The sequence below is a fragment of the Aliivibrio fischeri ATCC 7744 = JCM 18803 = DSM 507 genome (assembly GCF_023983475.1).
Lineage (GTDB): Bacteria > Pseudomonadota > Gammaproteobacteria > Enterobacterales > Vibrionaceae > Aliivibrio > Aliivibrio fischeri.
The window spans coordinates 1,568,222-1,585,045 of the sequence record NZ_CP092712.1; the positions used below are offsets into that span (position 1 = coordinate 1,568,222).

19 protein-coding genes are annotated in these 16,824 nt (G+C 37.0%); 8 read left to right on the forward strand and 11 right to left on the reverse strand.

Annotated features, from left to right (window positions below):
* The first annotated feature begins 1 nt into the window (after position 1).
* Positions 2-793, forward strand: coding sequence for a M48 family metallopeptidase (locus tag AVFI_RS07340; RefSeq protein WP_054775243.1), 792 nt, complete (start codon positions 2-4; stop codon positions 791-793).
* Positions 794-831: 38 nt separating this feature from the next.
* Here the strand turns inward: AVFI_RS07340 and AVFI_RS07345 are convergent, their stop codons facing one another.
* The 3 genes from AVFI_RS07345 to AVFI_RS07355 form a co-directional block, all read right to left on the reverse strand.
* The gene (locus AVFI_RS07345; RefSeq protein WP_054775242.1) at positions 832-1,119 is read right to left on the reverse strand and encodes a hypothetical protein; all 288 of its coding nucleotides are present in this window, start codon (positions 1,117-1,119) and stop codon (positions 832-834) included.
* 198 nt (positions 1,120-1,317) lie between these two features.
* Entirely contained in the window at positions 1,318-1,518 is a 201-nt protein-coding gene (locus AVFI_RS07350) for a hypothetical protein (protein ID WP_054775241.1), read from the reverse strand.
* Between the two features lie 41 nt (positions 1,519-1,559).
* Entirely contained in the window at positions 1,560-2,246 is a 687-nt protein-coding gene (locus tag AVFI_RS07355; protein WP_188863351.1) for a hypothetical protein, read from the reverse strand.
* A 233-nt stretch (positions 2,247-2,479) separates the two neighbouring features.
* Between AVFI_RS07355 and AVFI_RS07360 the strand changes: the two genes are divergently transcribed.
* Complete coding sequence (locus tag AVFI_RS07360) at positions 2,480-2,812, forward strand: PBPRA1643 family SWIM/SEC-C metal-binding motif protein (protein ID WP_054775239.1); 333 nt, start codon at positions 2,480-2,482, stop codon at positions 2,810-2,812.
* Between the two features lie 107 nt (positions 2,813-2,919).
* Here the strand turns inward: AVFI_RS07360 and nagK are convergent, their stop codons facing one another.
* Positions 2,920-3,831 (reverse strand): N-acetylglucosamine kinase, encoded by a 912-nt coding sequence (gene nagK, locus AVFI_RS07365; RefSeq protein WP_005419422.1) that lies wholly within the window; start codon positions 3,829-3,831, stop codon positions 2,920-2,922.
* A 125-nt stretch (positions 3,832-3,956) separates the two neighbouring features.
* Entirely contained in the window at positions 3,957-4,700 is a 744-nt protein-coding gene (locus tag AVFI_RS07370) for a tRNA-uridine aminocarboxypropyltransferase (protein ID WP_188863350.1), read from the reverse strand.
* A 91-nt stretch (positions 4,701-4,791) separates the two neighbouring features.
* Here AVFI_RS07370 and AVFI_RS07375 point away from each other — a divergent pair, with 91 nt between their 5' ends.
* A complete protein-coding gene (locus tag AVFI_RS07375) occupies positions 4,792-5,595 on the forward strand; it encodes a sterol desaturase family protein (RefSeq protein WP_012533498.1) in 804 nt (267 codons plus the stop codon).
* A gap of 72 nt (positions 5,596-5,667) precedes the next feature.
* Here AVFI_RS07375 and AVFI_RS07380 read toward each other — a convergent pair whose 3' ends face one another.
* Complete coding sequence (locus AVFI_RS07380; protein WP_054775238.1) at positions 5,668-7,260, reverse strand: AbgT family transporter; 1,593 nt, start codon at positions 7,258-7,260, stop codon at positions 5,668-5,670.
* A 358-nt stretch (positions 7,261-7,618) separates the two neighbouring features.
* Between AVFI_RS07380 and AVFI_RS07385 the strand changes: the two genes are divergently transcribed.
* Positions 7,619-8,098, forward strand: coding sequence for a C40 family peptidase (locus AVFI_RS07385; protein WP_188863349.1), 480 nt, complete (start codon positions 7,619-7,621; stop codon positions 8,096-8,098).
* 67 nt (positions 8,099-8,165) lie between these two features.
* Here the strand turns inward: AVFI_RS07385 and AVFI_RS07390 are convergent, their stop codons facing one another.
* The gene (locus AVFI_RS07390; RefSeq protein WP_054775274.1) at positions 8,166-8,501 is read right to left on the reverse strand and encodes a DUF3802 family protein; all 336 of its coding nucleotides are present in this window, start codon (positions 8,499-8,501) and stop codon (positions 8,166-8,168) included.
* A gap of 256 nt (positions 8,502-8,757) precedes the next feature.
* Here AVFI_RS07390 and AVFI_RS07395 point away from each other — a divergent pair, with 256 nt between their 5' ends.
* Positions 8,758-9,624, forward strand: a complete 867-nt coding sequence (locus tag AVFI_RS07395; protein ID WP_054775237.1) for a fructosamine kinase family protein — start codon at positions 8,758-8,760, stop codon at positions 9,622-9,624.
* Positions 9,625-9,860: 236 nt separating this feature from the next.
* The gene (locus tag AVFI_RS07400; RefSeq protein WP_005419435.1) at positions 9,861-10,064 is read left to right on the forward strand and encodes a CPXCG motif-containing cysteine-rich protein; all 204 of its coding nucleotides are present in this window, start codon (positions 9,861-9,863) and stop codon (positions 10,062-10,064) included.
* A 6-nt stretch (positions 10,065-10,070) separates the two neighbouring features.
* Here the strand turns inward: AVFI_RS07400 and AVFI_RS07405 are convergent, their stop codons facing one another.
* A complete protein-coding gene (locus AVFI_RS07405; protein WP_005419437.1) occupies positions 10,071-10,679 on the reverse strand; it encodes a riboflavin synthase in 609 nt (202 codons plus the stop codon).
* A 258-nt stretch (positions 10,680-10,937) separates the two neighbouring features.
* Here AVFI_RS07405 and AVFI_RS07410 point away from each other — a divergent pair, with 258 nt between their 5' ends.
* Positions 10,938-12,320: an MATE family efflux transporter gene (locus tag AVFI_RS07410; RefSeq protein ID WP_188863348.1), complete on the forward strand. Its 1,383-nt coding sequence runs from the start codon at positions 10,938-10,940 to the stop codon at positions 12,318-12,320.
* 89 nt (positions 12,321-12,409) lie between these two features.
* Here the strand turns inward: AVFI_RS07410 and AVFI_RS07415 are convergent, their stop codons facing one another.
* Both AVFI_RS07415 and AVFI_RS07420 read right to left on the reverse strand, forming a co-directional pair.
* Complete coding sequence (locus tag AVFI_RS07415; RefSeq protein WP_188863347.1) at positions 12,410-13,414, reverse strand: HEAT repeat domain-containing protein; 1,005 nt, start codon at positions 13,412-13,414, stop codon at positions 12,410-12,412.
* A 53-nt stretch (positions 13,415-13,467) separates the two neighbouring features.
* Entirely contained in the window at positions 13,468-14,784 is a 1,317-nt protein-coding gene (locus tag AVFI_RS07420; protein WP_188863346.1) for an anaerobic sulfatase maturase, read from the reverse strand.
* 324 nt (positions 14,785-15,108) lie between these two features.
* Here AVFI_RS07420 and AVFI_RS07425 point away from each other — a divergent pair, with 324 nt between their 5' ends.
* Positions 15,109-15,780: a formylglycine-generating enzyme family protein gene (locus tag AVFI_RS07425; protein WP_233650523.1), complete on the forward strand. Its 672-nt coding sequence runs from the start codon at positions 15,109-15,111 to the stop codon at positions 15,778-15,780.
* Positions 15,781-15,853: 73 nt separating this feature from the next.
* Here the strand turns inward: AVFI_RS07425 and AVFI_RS07430 are convergent, their stop codons facing one another.
* Positions 15,854-16,756 carry a LysR family transcriptional regulator gene (locus AVFI_RS07430; RefSeq protein ID WP_026029245.1) on the reverse strand — a complete coding sequence of 301 codons (903 nt, stop codon included), beginning with the start codon at positions 16,754-16,756 and terminating at the stop codon, positions 15,854-15,856.
* Positions 16,757-16,824 lie beyond the last annotated feature (68 nt).

The window sequence follows — 16,824 nt, forward strand, 5'->3', positions numbered from 1 at the left end:
CATGACTTCGGTTAACCATAAAGAAGGCAATACCGAGGAATACAGCTTCATCTATGGTGATGAAGCTGTTACCTATGAGGTGATCCGCAAAACTTTTTCTCTAGGGAAAAACGGCGAAGGCAAAAAAAAGAAAATCACCATTCGAGTTCACCCAGATTGCCGAGTGGCTGTTACTGCGCCTCAAGATGCTGAAAAATCAGCAATCAATGAGGCGGTCATGCAACGCGCTCAATGGATTTGGAATGCACTGGTCGAGTTTCGAACTCACTTAGAATATGTGCAAACCAAACACTACGTGAGCGGCGAGATGCAATTCTATCTAGGCCGCCGCTATGTGTTAAAAGTGGTTGAAGACCAAGATGCCATTTCCAACGTGAAGATGGAACGAGGCAAGCTGTTAGTCACGCTCAACCGCTTTAACGAAGATAAGCCAAAGCTCGTTAAAGCACTGGTATCTGGTTGGTATGGCGTTAGTGCAGAGCGCGTGTTCCATGAACGTTTAGCTGAGCTTTTACCACAAGCAACGTGGGTAGAGGGCATCCCTTCATTCCGCATTATGCCGATGCAAAAACAGTGGGGAAGCTGCTCAGCCAAAGGCACGTTGATGCTCAACCCTCATCTGATCAAAGCGCCTAAAGAGTGCATTGATTACGTGATCTTACATGAGCTTTGCCACATTGCAGAATACAACCACAGCGAGCGTTTCTGGCGCTTATTAACCAGCGTGATGCCTAATTGGAAAGAAGTAAAAAGCAAGCTCGATGGTATGGCGGAGTTGTATTTGAATGAATGAAAAAAGAGCTACTTCATTGGTAGCTCTTTTCTATTTAATTATACACCAAATAAATAATTACAACTTTCCATATGATACTTATTTTCGTTTGCCAGTAATTCAGCAAGGTAGCTTTTCCGTTTATTCATATGAATTTTGGAAATAATTGCTTGCTTTTTATCTTCTCCAACTAAGCGGACAGCTTTTCTCACTGCAGCTCTATCTCTATAATTTAAATAGTAAATTTCAAAATTAATGAGTTGAATACTTTCATTAATACTCATCCCTCTTTTCTGCAATTGAGTAAGTATCTCTTTATCTAAAAATGTAAAATCAATAGAATTCATGCTTTACCTCTATTAAAAACACTTCCTTGTGCGTGTCTATAGAGAGAAGAATAATGATTTAATGATAGGGGGCACATAGCATTCACAAATTAAATTACATTGTTTCGCCTATTTGAATAGAAAATAACTCGGTACATATAATAAACTAAAAATATACACTATAGTTAAAACCTCATTTATCACACCATACTAAAAAATTCATTCTATCGACTTCCATTTCCCTAACTCTTTTATAGCTAACCATTTATCACTAACATCATAAATTTCAATACGCTCCGTACTCATTGGAGCCATTGATGATGAAGAGCGCTTCGCTGCTCCGAGGTTTTTCATAAAGATACTTTCACAATGTAGTAGCTCTTTTTTTGAATTAAAATATTTAACTTTGAACGCTGACATTATTATTCCTCAATTAAATTTAGTTCTGAACTAAAAATATATTAATACTCATTTAATGATTTTCGAATCTGATTAAGCTCAACTCTTCTTTTGAATTCTGTAAACGGTATCAAATTAGTAATTTCATTCTTACGTTGCTCTAAACTTGCCTTTTGAACTAGGTATCTGGTTCTTTCTTCCGAACCAATATCTTTTGGCATAGGCCCAAGAGCCTTTAACGATCTGCGAACCTGGTTAAGTTCAACTTCTCTTTTGTATTCGCTAAACGGTATCAGATCGGTAAGTTCACTCTTACGTTGCTCTAAACTAGCCCTTTGAACTAAATTATTCGTAGGTTTAGCTCTGATTACAGAATGTATCTGCAGTGTATTCTCAAGTGACTTCTTATATTGTGTCGCAGTCATGCGAAGCTCAACTACACGTTTAGTTGTCGATAATGCTCGATACTGCTCTAAAGGAGCTGATTTACTACCACCTGTTGGTTGGACGTAATCCCCCATAAAATAGTTGGGTGGTAATGGACGCCCTAAACTCAGTAAAAGCACCCCTACTCCAGCTCCTCTTGGTTCATTTCCAATAGAGTTTTCTCGTTGCACACCTGAAATATAAGAATCTGACGTTCTGCGTGATATATCCGTTGTGTTATACCTTAAAGACTCAGAATCTTTTGTTGACGTGTTGCAACGTAAAAAAGAAAAAGCCTGAGTAGAGCTTTTTGTATAGTCCATAAAATCTTACTCTTAACTAATAAACGCGTAATTTTAAGTTAGCACGAATAAAAATAAACCTATAGAATCAACAACCGCAACAAAAATAAACCACTCGTTCAAAAAATGAAAAATATTATAAACAGGCCTATTTTACAACTAGGCCTGTTTTCTTTTCTAATTACTTTATCCAATCCCATGTTGATGGTATAAAGTGCCTAAAATACTGTGTTCTAAATTTATAAGGCTCCAAGATGTCTAAAATGTTCTTCAAAGGTCGTATCGAGACTCGTCAAAACCACGTTCTTTCTGGTTACAACACTAAGCGTGACGTTAAGTTAGGTACTGAAGAAGCGCCATTAACTCTAGTTGTTCAAACTGAAGAGCGTAAAATCGAAGTTGAAGCCCAAGTTGCTGAGCATAAATTGTTTGCTAGTATTGAAGTGAATGCAGAGAAAGAAGAAAATATTCTTGAGCTTGAAGGTGTATTAAATAAACCTAAAACGACTCGCTTTGAGAAAACACCTAACCGCAACGATCCTTGTTCTTGCGGTAGCGGTAAGAAATACAAAAAATGCTGTGCTTAATAATTAATTAACTTTAAGTTACTTAATTAAATCTAAGCGCATTGCAAAAAAGAGCCTCTGTTTATCTGTTAGTAATAACAAACAACATGAGGCTCTTTTTGTAGAACTTAGTCTTTAATATTCAAGAATGCTGCACCACGTACACCACCAGAGTCACCGTGCTTCGCTTTAATAATACGAGGTACACGCGCTACAGATAAAAGGTGTTTTGGTAAACGCTTTGGTAGCTCTTCGTAAATTAATTCAAAGTTTGATAATCCACCACCAAGAGCGACAACGTGTGGGTCAAAACAAGTAAATAGATTCGCGAAACAGATTGCTAAAAGCTCCATAAAGCGATCAACATGTTCGACCGCATTCGCATCACCTTCGGCATGAGCTTTAATGATATCAATCGCTTTCTTTTGCTCGCCATAGTAATGCGCATAAAGTAGCTCAAAGCCACGTCCAGAAAGATAACTATCTAAACAACCTTTATTTCCACAACCACAACCCAGTAATGGTGCGTTCTCTCCTAGATGAAACCATGCATCAATAGGTAAACGTGAATGACCTAGTTCACCAGCTACATGGCTGTAACCCGAGAAAGCTTGACCATCAAAAATTAAACCACCACCGAAGCCAGTTCCTAGAATTAGCCCCATGACTGATGGTGAATCTTTTAACTCTTCATCCCACGCTTCTGATAGTGCAAAACAATTAGCATCATTATCAATTTTTACTGAACGACCAATTTTTGCTTCTAAATCTTTACGTAAAAATTGCCCTTTTGCTGCAGGGACATTGCTTGTTAATAAAGCCCCTGTTTCAGCATCTTCCATTCCTGGAATACCTAAACCGACTTTACCTTCAACGCCAAACTCTGCATCATACTTTGCAATCAATGATGCAATATCATCAACCAACAGTGAGTAATTTTCAGTTTGTGTTGGAATTCGCTCAGTTGCAACACGCTCAAGTTTTTCATTAAACGCGCCGAACTCAATCTTAGTTCCACCCACATCAAAACCGTAGTACATAAGGTATCCTTGTCCTAAACCATTCTAAATTTTCATGGTGTTATCTTACCTAATTTTTAGCTATACAGACTGTGACCTATCCGATATTCGTCGGTTTTTAGTGTGAATTGAACCTCAAACTGGTATTAGATTTCGTTATTTACTTTCAGATTTGTACGAAATTCAATCAAACGTTTTAAGCCCATGCCTCGTTCTGCACCTTTTACTGGGCGCTTACTATAAAGATAATGCTCTCGGAACAATTCAAACCAGTGTTCTAAATGTCTTGCGTTCTGTTGTTCACCAAACAGATCAAGCACCATGCTGGCAACTTCTGCAGTAGCAAGCTGATGATCTTTTGAAGCTTTACGCATAATGTAATTAGAAAGTTGTTCACTCTTAAAAGAAAGAACAGGTAACTGATGTAAATATGGGCTTTTACGATACATTCTTCCTGCTTCACGCCAGCTACCGTCTAATAAGATAAATAGTGGTGTTTTCCCTTCTTCCATAATCACTTCGTTACGCACTAATGACTTATCTTCAATTTGCTCTTCTGGGAAAACCACAAAAGGCTGATAAGCTTCATTATTTAACAATGCTAACATTTCTTCACTTGGCTCAGAACGTGACCAAAGATAGGCGTGCGTTTCTGGGATCACATCAGCAATTAATTTACCTGTATTACTTGGTTTTAATACCTCTGTATCAAACATAATAAGTAAGAAAGCAGCGTCTGATGTAGTTTCTGGTTGATATTCACAGATACAGTGGTCTTTATGTACTTGGCAAAATTCACAGCGATTCACATTCGCCCCTCTTGCATTAAAAGGTTTAGAAGAACGAGCTAATCTTTCTTTATGTAACTGGTGAACTTTATGAATGCGCATGAACAACAACCAAGCAATTTTATTTATATGGAAAAAAAAGCGCATTTTACTTACAGTATGAGTAATAACAAGTTCTAAAGAGAAATTCCTAATGGAAAATAATTGGATTGAATACAGTGACACGTTACGTTTTGGATTTTTTGTTACTGCTTTCATCATTTTTGCTTTAGCAGAATACAAATGGCCTCGCAAAGCGCTCACTCAAAATAAACGGTTCCGTTGGTTAAACAATATAGGCTTAATTTTTTTCAACAGTATCGTCCTTCGTCTAACCTTACCGTTATTAGCCGTTGATGCTGCTCTTATCGCAAATCAGGAGCAATTTGGTTTATTTAATTACCTCAATACGCCTACTTTCTTAACGATTCTCTTATCCATTTTATTATTGGATTGGTTAATTTATTGGCAGCATCGAGCGTTTCATCGCATTCCTTTACTGTGGCGATTACATCGAATGCATCACTCAGATCAAGATATTGATGTTACAACGGGTACACGCTTTCATCCCATCGAAATTATTCTCTCTATGTTGATTAAAATCGCAGCGATAGGGTTACTTGGTATTCCGGTTGAAGCCGTCATTATTTTTGAAATTGTTTTGAATGTCAGTGCGATGTTTAATCACAGTAATTTATTTATTCCACGCACACTTGATCGGTACATTCGAGGGTTATTCGTTACTCCAGATTTTCACCGAGTTCATCATTCAGTTCATATCTCTGAAATGCATAATAATTATGGCTTCTTTTTATCTATTTGGGACCGAATTGGAAATACTTATTTAGTTAAGCCTATTGATGGACATCAAGATATGAAGATTGGCTTAGGATTTTTCAGAAAAGAAAGAGAACAACGCTTAGATAAAATGCTTACTCAACCCTTTAGAAAGAAATAAACAAAAAAGGCGATCCGAAGATCGCCTTTTTTATTTATAGATTATGTATTTCTAGCTAAATTTCTATATTGATTATGGTGTATAGAACGTAGCAGCACCAGGACCAACTGGTAGACCAAATACAAATACCCACACGTAAAACAGAATACTCCAACCAAACATAAAGCAGATTGAATATGGCAGCATAGTTGCAATCAGCGTACCGATACCTAGATTCTTCATGTAACGTGTTGCTACGGCAAGAATAAGACCAAAGTAGCTCATCATTGGTGTAATGATGTTCGTCGTTGAATCACCAATACGATATGCCGCTTGAATTGTTTCAGGCGCATAACCTACTAGCATTAACATTGGAACGAAGATTGGTGCGGTTACTGCCCATTGTGCAGACGCTGAACCGATCATTAAGTTAATGAAGCCACACATTAAAATAAATGCGAAGAACAACATTGGTCCAGTAAGGCCTACATCTTGTAGAAAACTCGCCCCACCAACCGCAATCACTTGACCAAAGTTAGTCCACTTAAAGAAAGCAACAAACTGCGCAGCAAAGAATACAAGAACAATGTACATACCCATTGACGACATTGATGTAGCCATTGCATTGATGACATCGCGATCATTCTTCATTGAACCTGTCACTTTACCGTAAACAAAGCCTGGAATAGCAAAGAATACAAAAATAAAGGCAACGATACTCTTAAGGAATGGTGAACCAGCGACGGTACCAGTTTCTGAACGTAAAACACCATCTTCAGGAACAATTGTCCATGCAAGTAATGCACTCACAGCGAGAACAGCGATACCTGCTAGTTTAAGACCTTTCTTTTCAACATCCGTTAGTTTACCCATCGAATCATTAGATAGATCTTCAGATGCTTCTTCATCATTGTATTTACCCAGTTTCGGCTCAACAATTTTCTCTGTTACAAATGCACCAGTGATAGCAATGAAGAAAGTAGAAACAAACATGAAGTACCAGTTTGCTTCAGGACCAACAGTATACGTTGGGTCAATCATTTGCGCTGCTGTTTCAGTAATACCTGAAAGCAGTGGATCAACCGTACCAATAAGAAGGTTTGCAGAATAACCACCAGATACACCCGCAAACGCTGCAGCAAGACCGGCTAATGGGTGACGACCCAATGAGTGGAAAAGCATAGCTGCAAGAGGAATAAGTACAACATAACCAAGCTCTGATGCTGTATTTGAAATAATACCAGCAAAAACAACGGTTACAGTAACCATACGCTTAGATGCACCCATTACCATGCCACGCATTGCTGCTGATAATAGACCTGAATGTTCTGCAATAGCAACACCAAGCATCGCTACAAGTACGGTACCTAATGGAGCAAAACCAACAAAGTTTTTCACTAAGTTAGTTACGATTAATTGTAAACCTTCTGCATTAAACAAGCTTACTACGTGGATCATTCCATCAGCTGCGCGCCCTTTCGCTCCTTCTGGACGAGGGTCCATAACTGATAGCTCAAAATAACCTGCGATACCGGATAAAACGAGAATGGCCACACAAAAGATTGCGAAAAGAGTAATTGGGTGTGGTAGTAAGTTTCCTAGGTATTCAACAGAATCAAGAAAGCGAGTGAATAAAGGCCTTTTAGGCTGTTGTTGGTTTTGTTGTTGTGATGCAGACGAACTCATCTGTAACTCCTTGTTTTTGACCTACCTTAAACAAATCATATTAAACGTTAGAAACAATGAACAATATTGTGTGATTTAGTTAAAAGTAAGTACATCCAAAATTCACAGAAAGGTTACTTGATTGTTACAACCATTAAAAGAGCAAAATGTCACAAAGTATTTCAAATGTAGTTAATTTGACCAGTTTAACATCACAAAACAAAACTTTTGATTAACAACTAATCAGTTTGTTTCACATAAAAGTCGAGATAAAAAATGAGAAAGTACTATAATTAGCTTTCAATATTCTCTATTTTGATGTTAATTCCCGTGAAATTCATTCAAAATAGTTATCTGCATTTTTTTATATAGGCTTGTTATGTTTCGTCACCTTTTCGCTATATTTACTGTTGTTGGCTTATTGGGGTGCTCATCAACTCCTCCAGTAGCAGAGTTATCAAAGCAAGAGATCACCACTCAACATCCACAGCTCTCATCATCAGATGCTTATCAAGATTATTTTTATCAATGGCAAGGCGTTCCGTATAAATACGGGGGGGCTTCTATGAATGGTGTTGATTGTTCCGCATTTACTCAAAACGCATTTGATGTTTTACATCGTTTATCACTGCCAAGAACAACAGAATATCAAGCAACTTCTGGCACTCAAATCGCATTAGCTAATGCTAAAAAAGGCGATTTAATCTTTTTTAAAACCAGTGTAAAAGTAAGGCATGTTGGTGTTTATATTGGAAATAGAGAATTTATGCATGCATCAACATCCAAAGGCGTGATTATCTCTAGCTTAGATAATCCTTATTGGAAAAAAGCATTCTGGCAAGTTCGAAGAGTGTTATAAACAAAAAAGCTAAGTGAAATACCCCTACTTCACTTAGCTTCACGATTTTTGTTCTTTATGGTATGAATTACTTAAATGCGCTATCAAATAAGTTTTTAATTAGACCAATATAATCATCTAAAAACATTACTTGTTCATTTGTCGCTTTTTGAACCCATTCTCCAGCTAATACTTCCCCTAAGTCATCAACAACGGCATCAGCTTCTCTTAGCAGTGTAAATCTAACATCAGGATCCAGTTCAGGATTTTGCTGAAAAACGACCATCAAATTTGAAGCAACAAGATCATTAACGATATCTTCAACCGTCTCTTCTCCTGTATCACCTTGTTGGTTTGCAAAAATTGAAAGGTGTTCAGTCAAATATTCAATTAATGCGTGGTATCCATCAGTGTTGACAATCATATTCTGTCCATTTAGTTGTAATTTATTATTAACTAACCAGTAATTTATCAAAATTGAGATTGACACTCAAACGCTTTCCATTAAGCTTGACAGATAGATCAACTCTTTAATTGATTTACTTCACGCTTATTACCTCCTTTTTACGAATTGCTTATAAGCTTTTCACATTGAGGTATTTTTTAGTCTTACCTCACAGATATTTATCTCAAATATACTATGCTTAGTGTCTGTTTATCAGATATTGTGAGGTAATATTATGTGGCAAGCTATTGCAAAACAAATCTCTGAAGTAACTCAACAACCTTTCAGTATCTCAGAACGTGAGAGTGTGAATGGTGGCGAAATAAATGACTGCTACATGATAAGTAATGGAAGTCAGCGCTATTTTGTCAAAATTAATGAAAAAGCAGAACTTCCTATATTTGAAACTGAAATAGAAAGCCTCACTCAACTTGATAAATCAGATCATATCTTTGTCCCCTCTCCAATCCATATAGGAACAACCAAAGAACATTCATTTTTAGTTCTTAATTACCTCCCAACAAAAAGTATGGATAAAGACGCTTTTTATGAATTAGGTGTCAGTCTTGCTAATCACCATCTATGGGGTGATCAACTTGAATACGGTTTTGATTGTGATAACTATCTTGGAAATGTATTACAAGTAAATACTTGGCACCGTCGTTGGGATTGTTTTTTTGCAGAGCAGCGCATTGGCTGGCAACTTCAACTACTCAAAGAAAAAGGGATGATCCTTGGGGATATCGATACTCTAGTTAAAAATAGTAAATTAATTCTTCATAACCACCAACCTAAACCTGCATTACTGCATGGTGATTTATGGCATGGTAATATTGCTTTAAGTGTTAAGGGACCAATAAGTTACGATCCCGCATCTTATTGGGGAGATGCTGAATGTGATTTAGCAATGGTTGAACTGTTTGGAGGGATTCAAGACAGTTTCTTTGAAGGGTATGAATCCATATCCCCTATTTCTGAAGGCTTTGAAACTCGTCAGCACTTATATAGTCTTTATCATGTATTAAATCACTGCAATATGTTTGGTGGTGAATACATGTTCCATGCACAACAGCTGATCGATAAGCTGAATTTAAATGAATAACATCAGACATTCACCCAATAAATACAATGAGATGGTACTTGCCATCTCATTTTTTGTTTAATGTTAAACTCTTTGGCTTAAAACATCGCATCAATCAACTTTTTTACTTAATTCACTGCAGAAACAAACTCTTTTTTCTACTATTAAATGGATATTCATTAATGCGTTATACCAATTCTATAGAAAGTTAATTAGAACTGGCATTTACGATTACAGAACAGTAAAAGGAGTTTGTTGTGAATAATTACATTAATAAAAATATCCAGTGCCCTAACTGCCATCACTCAATTGATATGGTTATCGACCAATCTCAATCAAATAAAAAAGTATACGATGACTGTCCATCTTGTCATCGTGCCATTGAATTTAACATGGAGATTAACCCATATACTCAATCGGTAAGTCTTTCTATCAATAATGATGAAGATGGATTGTTTTAGCTGATCTTATTGTTGGTTCGCTAACACTCGCTCAACAGTATCTACAATAGCTTGTGTTTGCGGATCAATCTCTAGATTAATTTTATCGCCAATTACTCTAGAACTTAAATTGGTACGCTCTAGAGTTTCAGGAATTAAATTTACATTAAATCCTTTTTCATCGACATCACCAATCGTCAAACTGATCCCATCAACCCCAATATAGCCTTTATGTAAAATGTATTTTGTCCATTGTGCAGGAACATCAAACCATATTTGGCAATTCTCACTGGTTTTATTGATTGCACGTACAACCATTACATCAACGATATGGCCAGACATTGAGTGCCCACCAATCTCATCTCCAAAGCGGGCTGCACGTTCAATATTAACCTCTTGCCCTACTTCTAATAAACCAAGATTCGTTAGACGTAACGTTTCCTCGATAAGGTCAAAGTGCGCTTGTTGGCCTTCAATCTTAGTTACGGTCAAACAACAACCATTATGAGCAACTGAAGCACCAATTTCTAAACCTTGATGGTACGGAGTAGGAATTTCAATAATATGAGTTTGAAACTTGTCTTTTTTTACAATATTAACGACTTTTGCAGTGGTCGCGACAATACCTGTAAACATTTACTTCTCCAATAATCTTTTATCAAGTATTTGAGCTATAAATAATTAACTCAACTTTATTACAATAATCTACAATACTTGGAATATTTCATTTTGTGAAGCTCACTGTTTTCTATATAATGACGCCTTTCTGCTTACCTTTAACAGTTCCTCTGTTCAAAGCACTCAATCAGACCTTTTTTCTTCATTACATCCTTATGTGATGATGAATCGATAAATTAAACTCCTTATTTACAAATATATTGATACGGTGACGCAGTGCACAGATACCAAAAAGAAATCGTTCGCTTAATTAAACTCTCTACACCTGTATTAATTGCAAGTGTGGCACAAACAGGCATGGGCTTTGTTGACACAGTAATGGCTGGTGGCGTAAGCGCAACTGACATGGCTGCTGTAGCCATTGCTGCAAGTGTGTGGCTACCTTCTGTATTGTTTGGTGTTGGTCTACTTATAGCCCTTGTGCCTGTTGTAGCTCAACTAAACGGTTCAGGAAAATCAAAAAAAGTACCATTTGAGATCCACCAAGGTGTTTACCTTGCTTTATTAACCTCAATTCCAATTATGCTGGTGTTATATAATGCTGGCTTTATTATTGCTGCAATGGATGTAGAACCTGAGCTATACGAAAAAACTCAAGGCTATTTACATGCTGTATTGTGGGCTGCGCCAGCATTTTTATTATTCCAAACTCTGCGTAGTTTTTGTGAAGGTTTATCTCTAACCACTCCAGCAATGATTATCGGCTTCATTGGTCTTGCTTCTAACGTTCCATTAAACTGGATGTTTGTTTACGGTGAGCTTGGCGCTCCTGCTCTTGGTGGTGTTGGTTGTGGTGTTGCTACCGCTATCGTTTATTGGTTGATGTTCTTAACCATGACATTGTATACGTTTATCGCTCCTAAATTACGCCGCGTAAACCTATATGAAAACTGGAATAAGCCGCAAAGAAAAGAGATCTATCGCCTTTTCAAACTGGGGCTTCCTGTTGCTTTGTCTATTTTCTTTGAAGTGACCCTATTTGCTGCTGTTGCATTATTGGTTTCTCCATTAGGTTCGACAGTTGTTGCCGCTCACCAAGTTGCGATTAATTTTTCATCCTTAATCTTTATGATCCCAATGAGTATTGCCGTTGCGGTAAGTATTCGTGTTGGTCATAAATTAGGTGAGAAAGATCTTGATGGAGCAAAAATCGCTAGTTACTGTGGCTTAGCATTTGGGTTATTAATGGCGTGTTGTACTGCGGTATTAACTTTATTATTCCGTGAGCAAATTGCCTATTTATATTCAGATAACCAAGAAGTAATTACTTTAGCGGTAAGCTTAATGTTATTAGCTGCTATTTATCAGTGTACTGATGCCGTGCAGGTAGTTGCTGCTGGTGCCCTTCGTGGTTATAAAGATATGAATGCCATCTTTAAGTGTACTTTTGTGTCTTACTGGATAGTTGGTTTACCTTCTGGTTATATCCTTGGTATGACAGATTGGGTTAGAGAACCAATGGGCGTATATGGTTTTTGGTTCGGTTTTATTGGTGGCTTAACGACATCAGCAATCTTACTAACTTGTCGTCTACTATGGCTACAAAGAAACCCTGCTCGCATCGATATGGAAGTAGATGAACTGCAAATCATGCACTAACTTTCCAGCTTAAAACAATAAAAAAAGCCGAACATATTAGATATGCTCGGCTTTTTTATTTTCTAATCAAGTAATTATTTGAGTTGGTATTACTTACGCTTCTCTTTTAATTGCTCAATAACATAGTCAGGCGCTACCTTTGCTAGCTCTTCTAAACACGCATCTGCTTTTTCATTTCCATATCGCACATAGATATCACACACAGCGTATAACTGCTCTGGAGAACCAGAAATTAAATACGCTTTCTCAAAAGATTCCGTTGCTAATTTAACATCAATACTCTCTTGTAGAACACCATTCAAATACCAATAATAACTATTATTATCAGCCAATGTTGCAGCTGTCTGAATTGATTTAGCGGCGTCTTCTTTTTGATTTAAACGCACTTGAGTTAATGCTTTTGAATAAAATAAACTCGCTTCTTTTGGTAATTGCATTATACCTTGATTTAACGTAGCTAGCGCTTGTTCATCTTGATTTTGACCACGGAAATTATCTGATAAGTTCAACCATACTTCTGCATTTTCAGGTTCAGATTTAACTAATTTTTGATAAATAACATCGGCTTTAGTCCACTCACCATGCCAGCGGTATATGTCCGCTAATTGCAGTTGAGTATCCTCTCTATTTTGCGATGTTAAAGTATCAACTAGCTCTTTATATACAGGTTCCATTTGAACCTGTTGTTCTACCGTCATAGAACGATATTCACGCATTAAATTAATACCAGCAGCGAGACGAACACTCATTTCAGAATCACTCAATAACGGTGAAATCATTCTCCAACGATGAGATAACTTGTATAACTCTGATCCTGTAATTGCCGCTTCTCGGATAACCGGATTTGGATCTTTTAGCCCTCTAGCGACCGCAACCAAACTGTTTTGGTTAGGAAATCGAGCTAATTGGCGTAATGCATCTGCTCTATTTTCTATCGTTTCATTTTTATTTTGAGCCCTATACGCTAATTCTTGCTCAGGGCTCATCTTTTGTGCTTGATTCACCGTAGGATCTTGTTGAACACTGTCACTAGCAAATGAAGGCGCAGAAAATCCCAATATGGATAACAAACTAATACAGACTATTTTTTTCATAAGGTACTCTTAAACGTACGATCTTAAAGATTAAACTATTAGTACTTAAATTATTAAAACTTAGTAGGAAAAGCATTTTGGTTAACTTGGTGCATCTTCGCATCGCTGTATTTACCGTGCTGAACAGGGTTCCCTAGCATTTTCAATATATAAGCGATGGATTTATCGGCATGAGCAAAAAACTTCTTCCAACCTGCACATAGATAATTTAATCCTGGTTCACCATCACGTGTTTTAATAAAACGGTTTTTAGGGCATTCACCATGACACGCAAATTTGTATTCACACTTCTGGCATTGAGTGGTTAACGTTTTTGATTTTGCAAAACCAAACTCTTGTTGCTTACGGCTAAACGCTAATGTATCCAGCTCTTCATTATGAATATTTCCGATTTTATATTCAGGGTACACATAATGGTCACAAGCAAACACATCCCCATTGTGTTCCATTGCTAAGCCTTTTCCGCAAATCTCACCTAATGTACATAATGGGTTTTTACGCCCCATCCATGTTTCAACACTGGCTTCAAAATACTGAACAAATACTTTACCTAGATCATGCTGAGTCCATTCATCAAATACAGCAATTAAGAAATTACCCCATGCTTCATCTGAAACACACCAAGGTTCCATAATAGATTCTTTATTACCTGGAATTAAACGTTTATCGCCTTGACGTAGCTGTGCTGCAATTTGCTCAGTTTGAGGTGCAACTGTTCTAAACGTTTTTTGCTCAACGATTGGAATAAACTGCATTTGTGGCGATTTCACCACATCACGTAAGAATCGATATACCTCAAGAGGGTTTCGACTCGTTAAATTATTCACACACGTTAACGTGGCAAATTTCACATTGTGTTTATGCAATAATTCAACAGCGTTCATCACTTGCTTAAACGTACCACGCCCCGCTTTATTGGTGCGATAAGCATTATGTAGCATTTCAGGGCCATCAATACTTAAACCAACTAAAAAATTATTTTCAGCAAGAAACTCGCACCATTTATCGGTTAATAACGTACCATTTGTCTGTAAATCATTAGAAATCAAGATCCCTTCAGGTTGGTATTTCTTTTGAAACTCAACAATTCTTTTAAAATAATCAAGGCCTAATAACGTCGGCTCACCACCTTGCCATGAAAAAATAATCTCTGGCGTGTTTTGCCCTTCGATATATTGACGAATATAAGTTTCAAGTGTTTCGTCATCCATTTGAGGTGAACAACCCTTTTTATACTCAAGTAAATCTTCTTTACTTAGGTAATAACAATAAGAACAATCGATATTACATACAGCACCAATAGGCTTGGCCATAACATGTAATCGTTTTGATGCTTTACCTTGAAATTGTGGGCCTTGAGTAATGATCATATTGATTCCTATTATTTTACGAATTTGGTTAAGTAGAACTTACCTAGCAAAACAGAAAACCACCCTTATAGTTTTGCCACTAAGTAAGTTCTAACTTTATAATAAACAAAAAGAACTACTCTATTAGTTATATACGTTATTCCAATTTGGAATGTTAAGTTACTGTATGATAAACGTACAAAAATAACTGTTGAGGATGTCATGTTTAACGTCTCTTTTTTTACCAAAAACAAAACTTTTTTACCTATCTCAATCTTCTGCTTTGCTTTGTTGGGATGCACAAGTACACCTCCACATCCCATCACTCAAAAAATTGAACAAAATATGGTGTCCGTTCAAGGTGGAGAATTTGAAATGGGGTCAAATACGCCTGAAGCAAAAAAATCAGAAAAGCCGGCTCACACCGTGATGGTGAATGATTTCTATATTTCTAAGTTCGAAGTTACTCAAGAAATTTTTGAGTCAGTCATGGGCTCTTCTCTCAGCTATTTCCAAGATCCTAATGTTCCAGTTAATAACTTAAGTTGGCAGCAGGCTAATTTTTTCATTCAAAAATTAAATGAGCTGACAGGTGAAACTTATCGACTACCTACCGAAGCTGAATGGGAATTCGCTGCTCGTGGAGGAAATTTAAGTAAAGGTTATATTTATAGTGGTTCAGACAATATTGATGATGTGGCTTGGTATTCTAAAAATGCCAATAATCGCGCACACCCTGTTGGAATGAAGCAACCGAATGAACTAGGTTTATATGACATGACTGGTAATGTTGGTGAGTTCGTGAGTGACGCCTATGATGATAATTTTTACCGCGTTTCACCAAAAGATAACCCTAACAACGCACGAGACGAAGCAAGTGGTTTAGTGCATAAATCAGTTCGCGGCAGTAGCTTTTCTTATGATGCAAATGAGTCAGAAAACTATCGACGAGATTTTGCAAGTCAGTCCATTATTATGTCGGACATGGGATTACGATTAGTAAGAGATAAAAACTAAACTTACTAAAAATCTTCATTCAAAATTAATTCTTCACAAATAAAAACAGCGCCGCAAGTTCGGCGCTGTTTGTTTAAAAATCGTTTTTTGCTGCTTTTTGAATTTGCTGACGCAACCAACGATGACCACTGTCATTACTTCGACTTGGATGCCAAATACTGCATAGTTCATGTTGTTGACGATTAAAAGGTAAATCCAACGACTTCAAATTATAATAATCACCTAAATCATCCAATGTTGACTGAGGTAACATTCCAATCATCTCTGTCGAGCCAATGATTGGCATCATCTCAAAAGCACCAGCTGCACGAATAACAATATTGCGGGCTTCTAACTCTCCTATATCTTCAGCATTAAGCAAACTACTACGGCTATGCCAGCGAGATGCGGCAACATGTTCTTCACTTAAAAATTGTTCAAGGCTAATTGAATCCCCTATTCTTGGATGATCTTTACTGCAAACAACTTTTAATATTTCAGTATAAACCACTTCAGATTTTAAAATAGTTCGTCCTCGTATCGCCATATCGATAACTAAATCATAACGTTGCAAACGTAAATCTGATTCTAAATCTTCAGTAAATTGAGGATGAATCTCTAGTGATATATTAGGTGCCGATGTTCGGATCTGTTTAACTAACTTTGGTATCAAAGAATAATTTACTGTTGATACCACTGCTATTGAAAAGATTCGATTGGATGTTTTAGGGTCAAATTCCCTTGACGCTGACAACGTAGAAGTAAAATTCTTCAACGCTGCAGACATTGCAGGGTAAATATCTGAAGCAAAAACGGTTGGTTCTACTCCTGTTGTATTTCGATGAAAAAGCCCATCATCATATATCTCTCGTAGACGCTTTAATGCTTTACTTACTGCAGGTTGACTAATGTTCATTCTTATCGCCGCCTTTGAGAGGTTTTTCTCTTCATAGATAGCGACAAAAATGGGGATCAAGTTTAGTTCTGTGCTTTTCATAATAACCGACACGGCTGATTCATCCTGATTTCACTTTATATAACTGAGCAGATGAAACAAGTACAGTC

Excerpts from the sequence above, each read along its gene's own strand:
- AVFI_RS07370 (WP_188863350.1), bottom strand. The coding sequence starts at position 4,700 with ATGCGCATTCATAAAGTTCACCAGTTACATAAAGAAAGATTAGCTCGT.
- AVFI_RS07420 (WP_188863346.1), bottom strand. The coding sequence starts at position 14,784 with ATGATCATTACTCAAGGCCCACAATTTCAAGGTAAAGCATCAAAACGA.
- AVFI_RS07345 (WP_054775242.1), bottom strand. The coding sequence starts at position 1,119 with ATGAATTCTATTGATTTTACATTTTTAGATAAAGAGATACTTACTCAA.
- AVFI_RS07385 (WP_188863349.1), top strand. The coding sequence starts at position 7,619 with ATGTTTCGTCACCTTTTCGCTATATTTACTGTTGTTGGCTTATTGGGG.
- AVFI_RS07395 (WP_054775237.1), top strand. The coding sequence starts at position 8,758 with ATGTGGCAAGCTATTGCAAAACAAATCTCTGAAGTAACTCAACAACCT.
- AVFI_RS07355 (WP_188863351.1), bottom strand. The coding sequence starts at position 2,246 with ATGGACTATACAAAAAGCTCTACTCAGGCTTTTTCTTTTTTACGTTGC.
- AVFI_RS07415 (WP_188863347.1), bottom strand. The coding sequence starts at position 13,414 with ATGAAAAAAATAGTCTGTATTAGTTTGTTATCCATATTGGGATTTTCT.
- AVFI_RS07390 (WP_054775274.1), bottom strand. The coding sequence starts at position 8,501 with ATGATTGTCAACACTGATGGATACCACGCATTAATTGAATATTTGACT.
- AVFI_RS07430 (WP_026029245.1), bottom strand. The coding sequence starts at position 16,756 with ATGAAAAGCACAGAACTAAACTTGATCCCCATTTTTGTCGCTATCTAT.
- AVFI_RS07380 (WP_054775238.1), bottom strand. The coding sequence starts at position 7,260 with ATGAGTTCGTCTGCATCACAACAACAAAACCAACAACAGCCTAAAAGG.
- AVFI_RS07405 (WP_005419437.1), bottom strand. The coding sequence starts at position 10,679 with ATGTTTACAGGTATTGTCGCGACCACTGCAAAAGTCGTTAATATTGTA.
- AVFI_RS07360 (WP_054775239.1), top strand. The coding sequence starts at position 2,480 with ATGTCTAAAATGTTCTTCAAAGGTCGTATCGAGACTCGTCAAAACCAC.
- AVFI_RS07340 (WP_054775243.1), top strand. The coding sequence starts at position 2 with ATGACTTCGGTTAACCATAAAGAAGGCAATACCGAGGAATACAGCTTC.
- AVFI_RS07350 (WP_054775241.1), bottom strand. The coding sequence starts at position 1,518 with ATGTCAGCGTTCAAAGTTAAATATTTTAATTCAAAAAAAGAGCTACTA.
- nagK (WP_005419422.1), bottom strand. The coding sequence starts at position 3,831 with ATGTACTACGGTTTTGATGTGGGTGGAACTAAGATTGAGTTCGGCGCG.
- AVFI_RS07375 (WP_012533498.1), top strand. The coding sequence starts at position 4,792 with ATGGAAAATAATTGGATTGAATACAGTGACACGTTACGTTTTGGATTT.
- AVFI_RS07425 (WP_233650523.1), top strand. The coding sequence starts at position 15,109 with ATGGTGTCCGTTCAAGGTGGAGAATTTGAAATGGGGTCAAATACGCCT.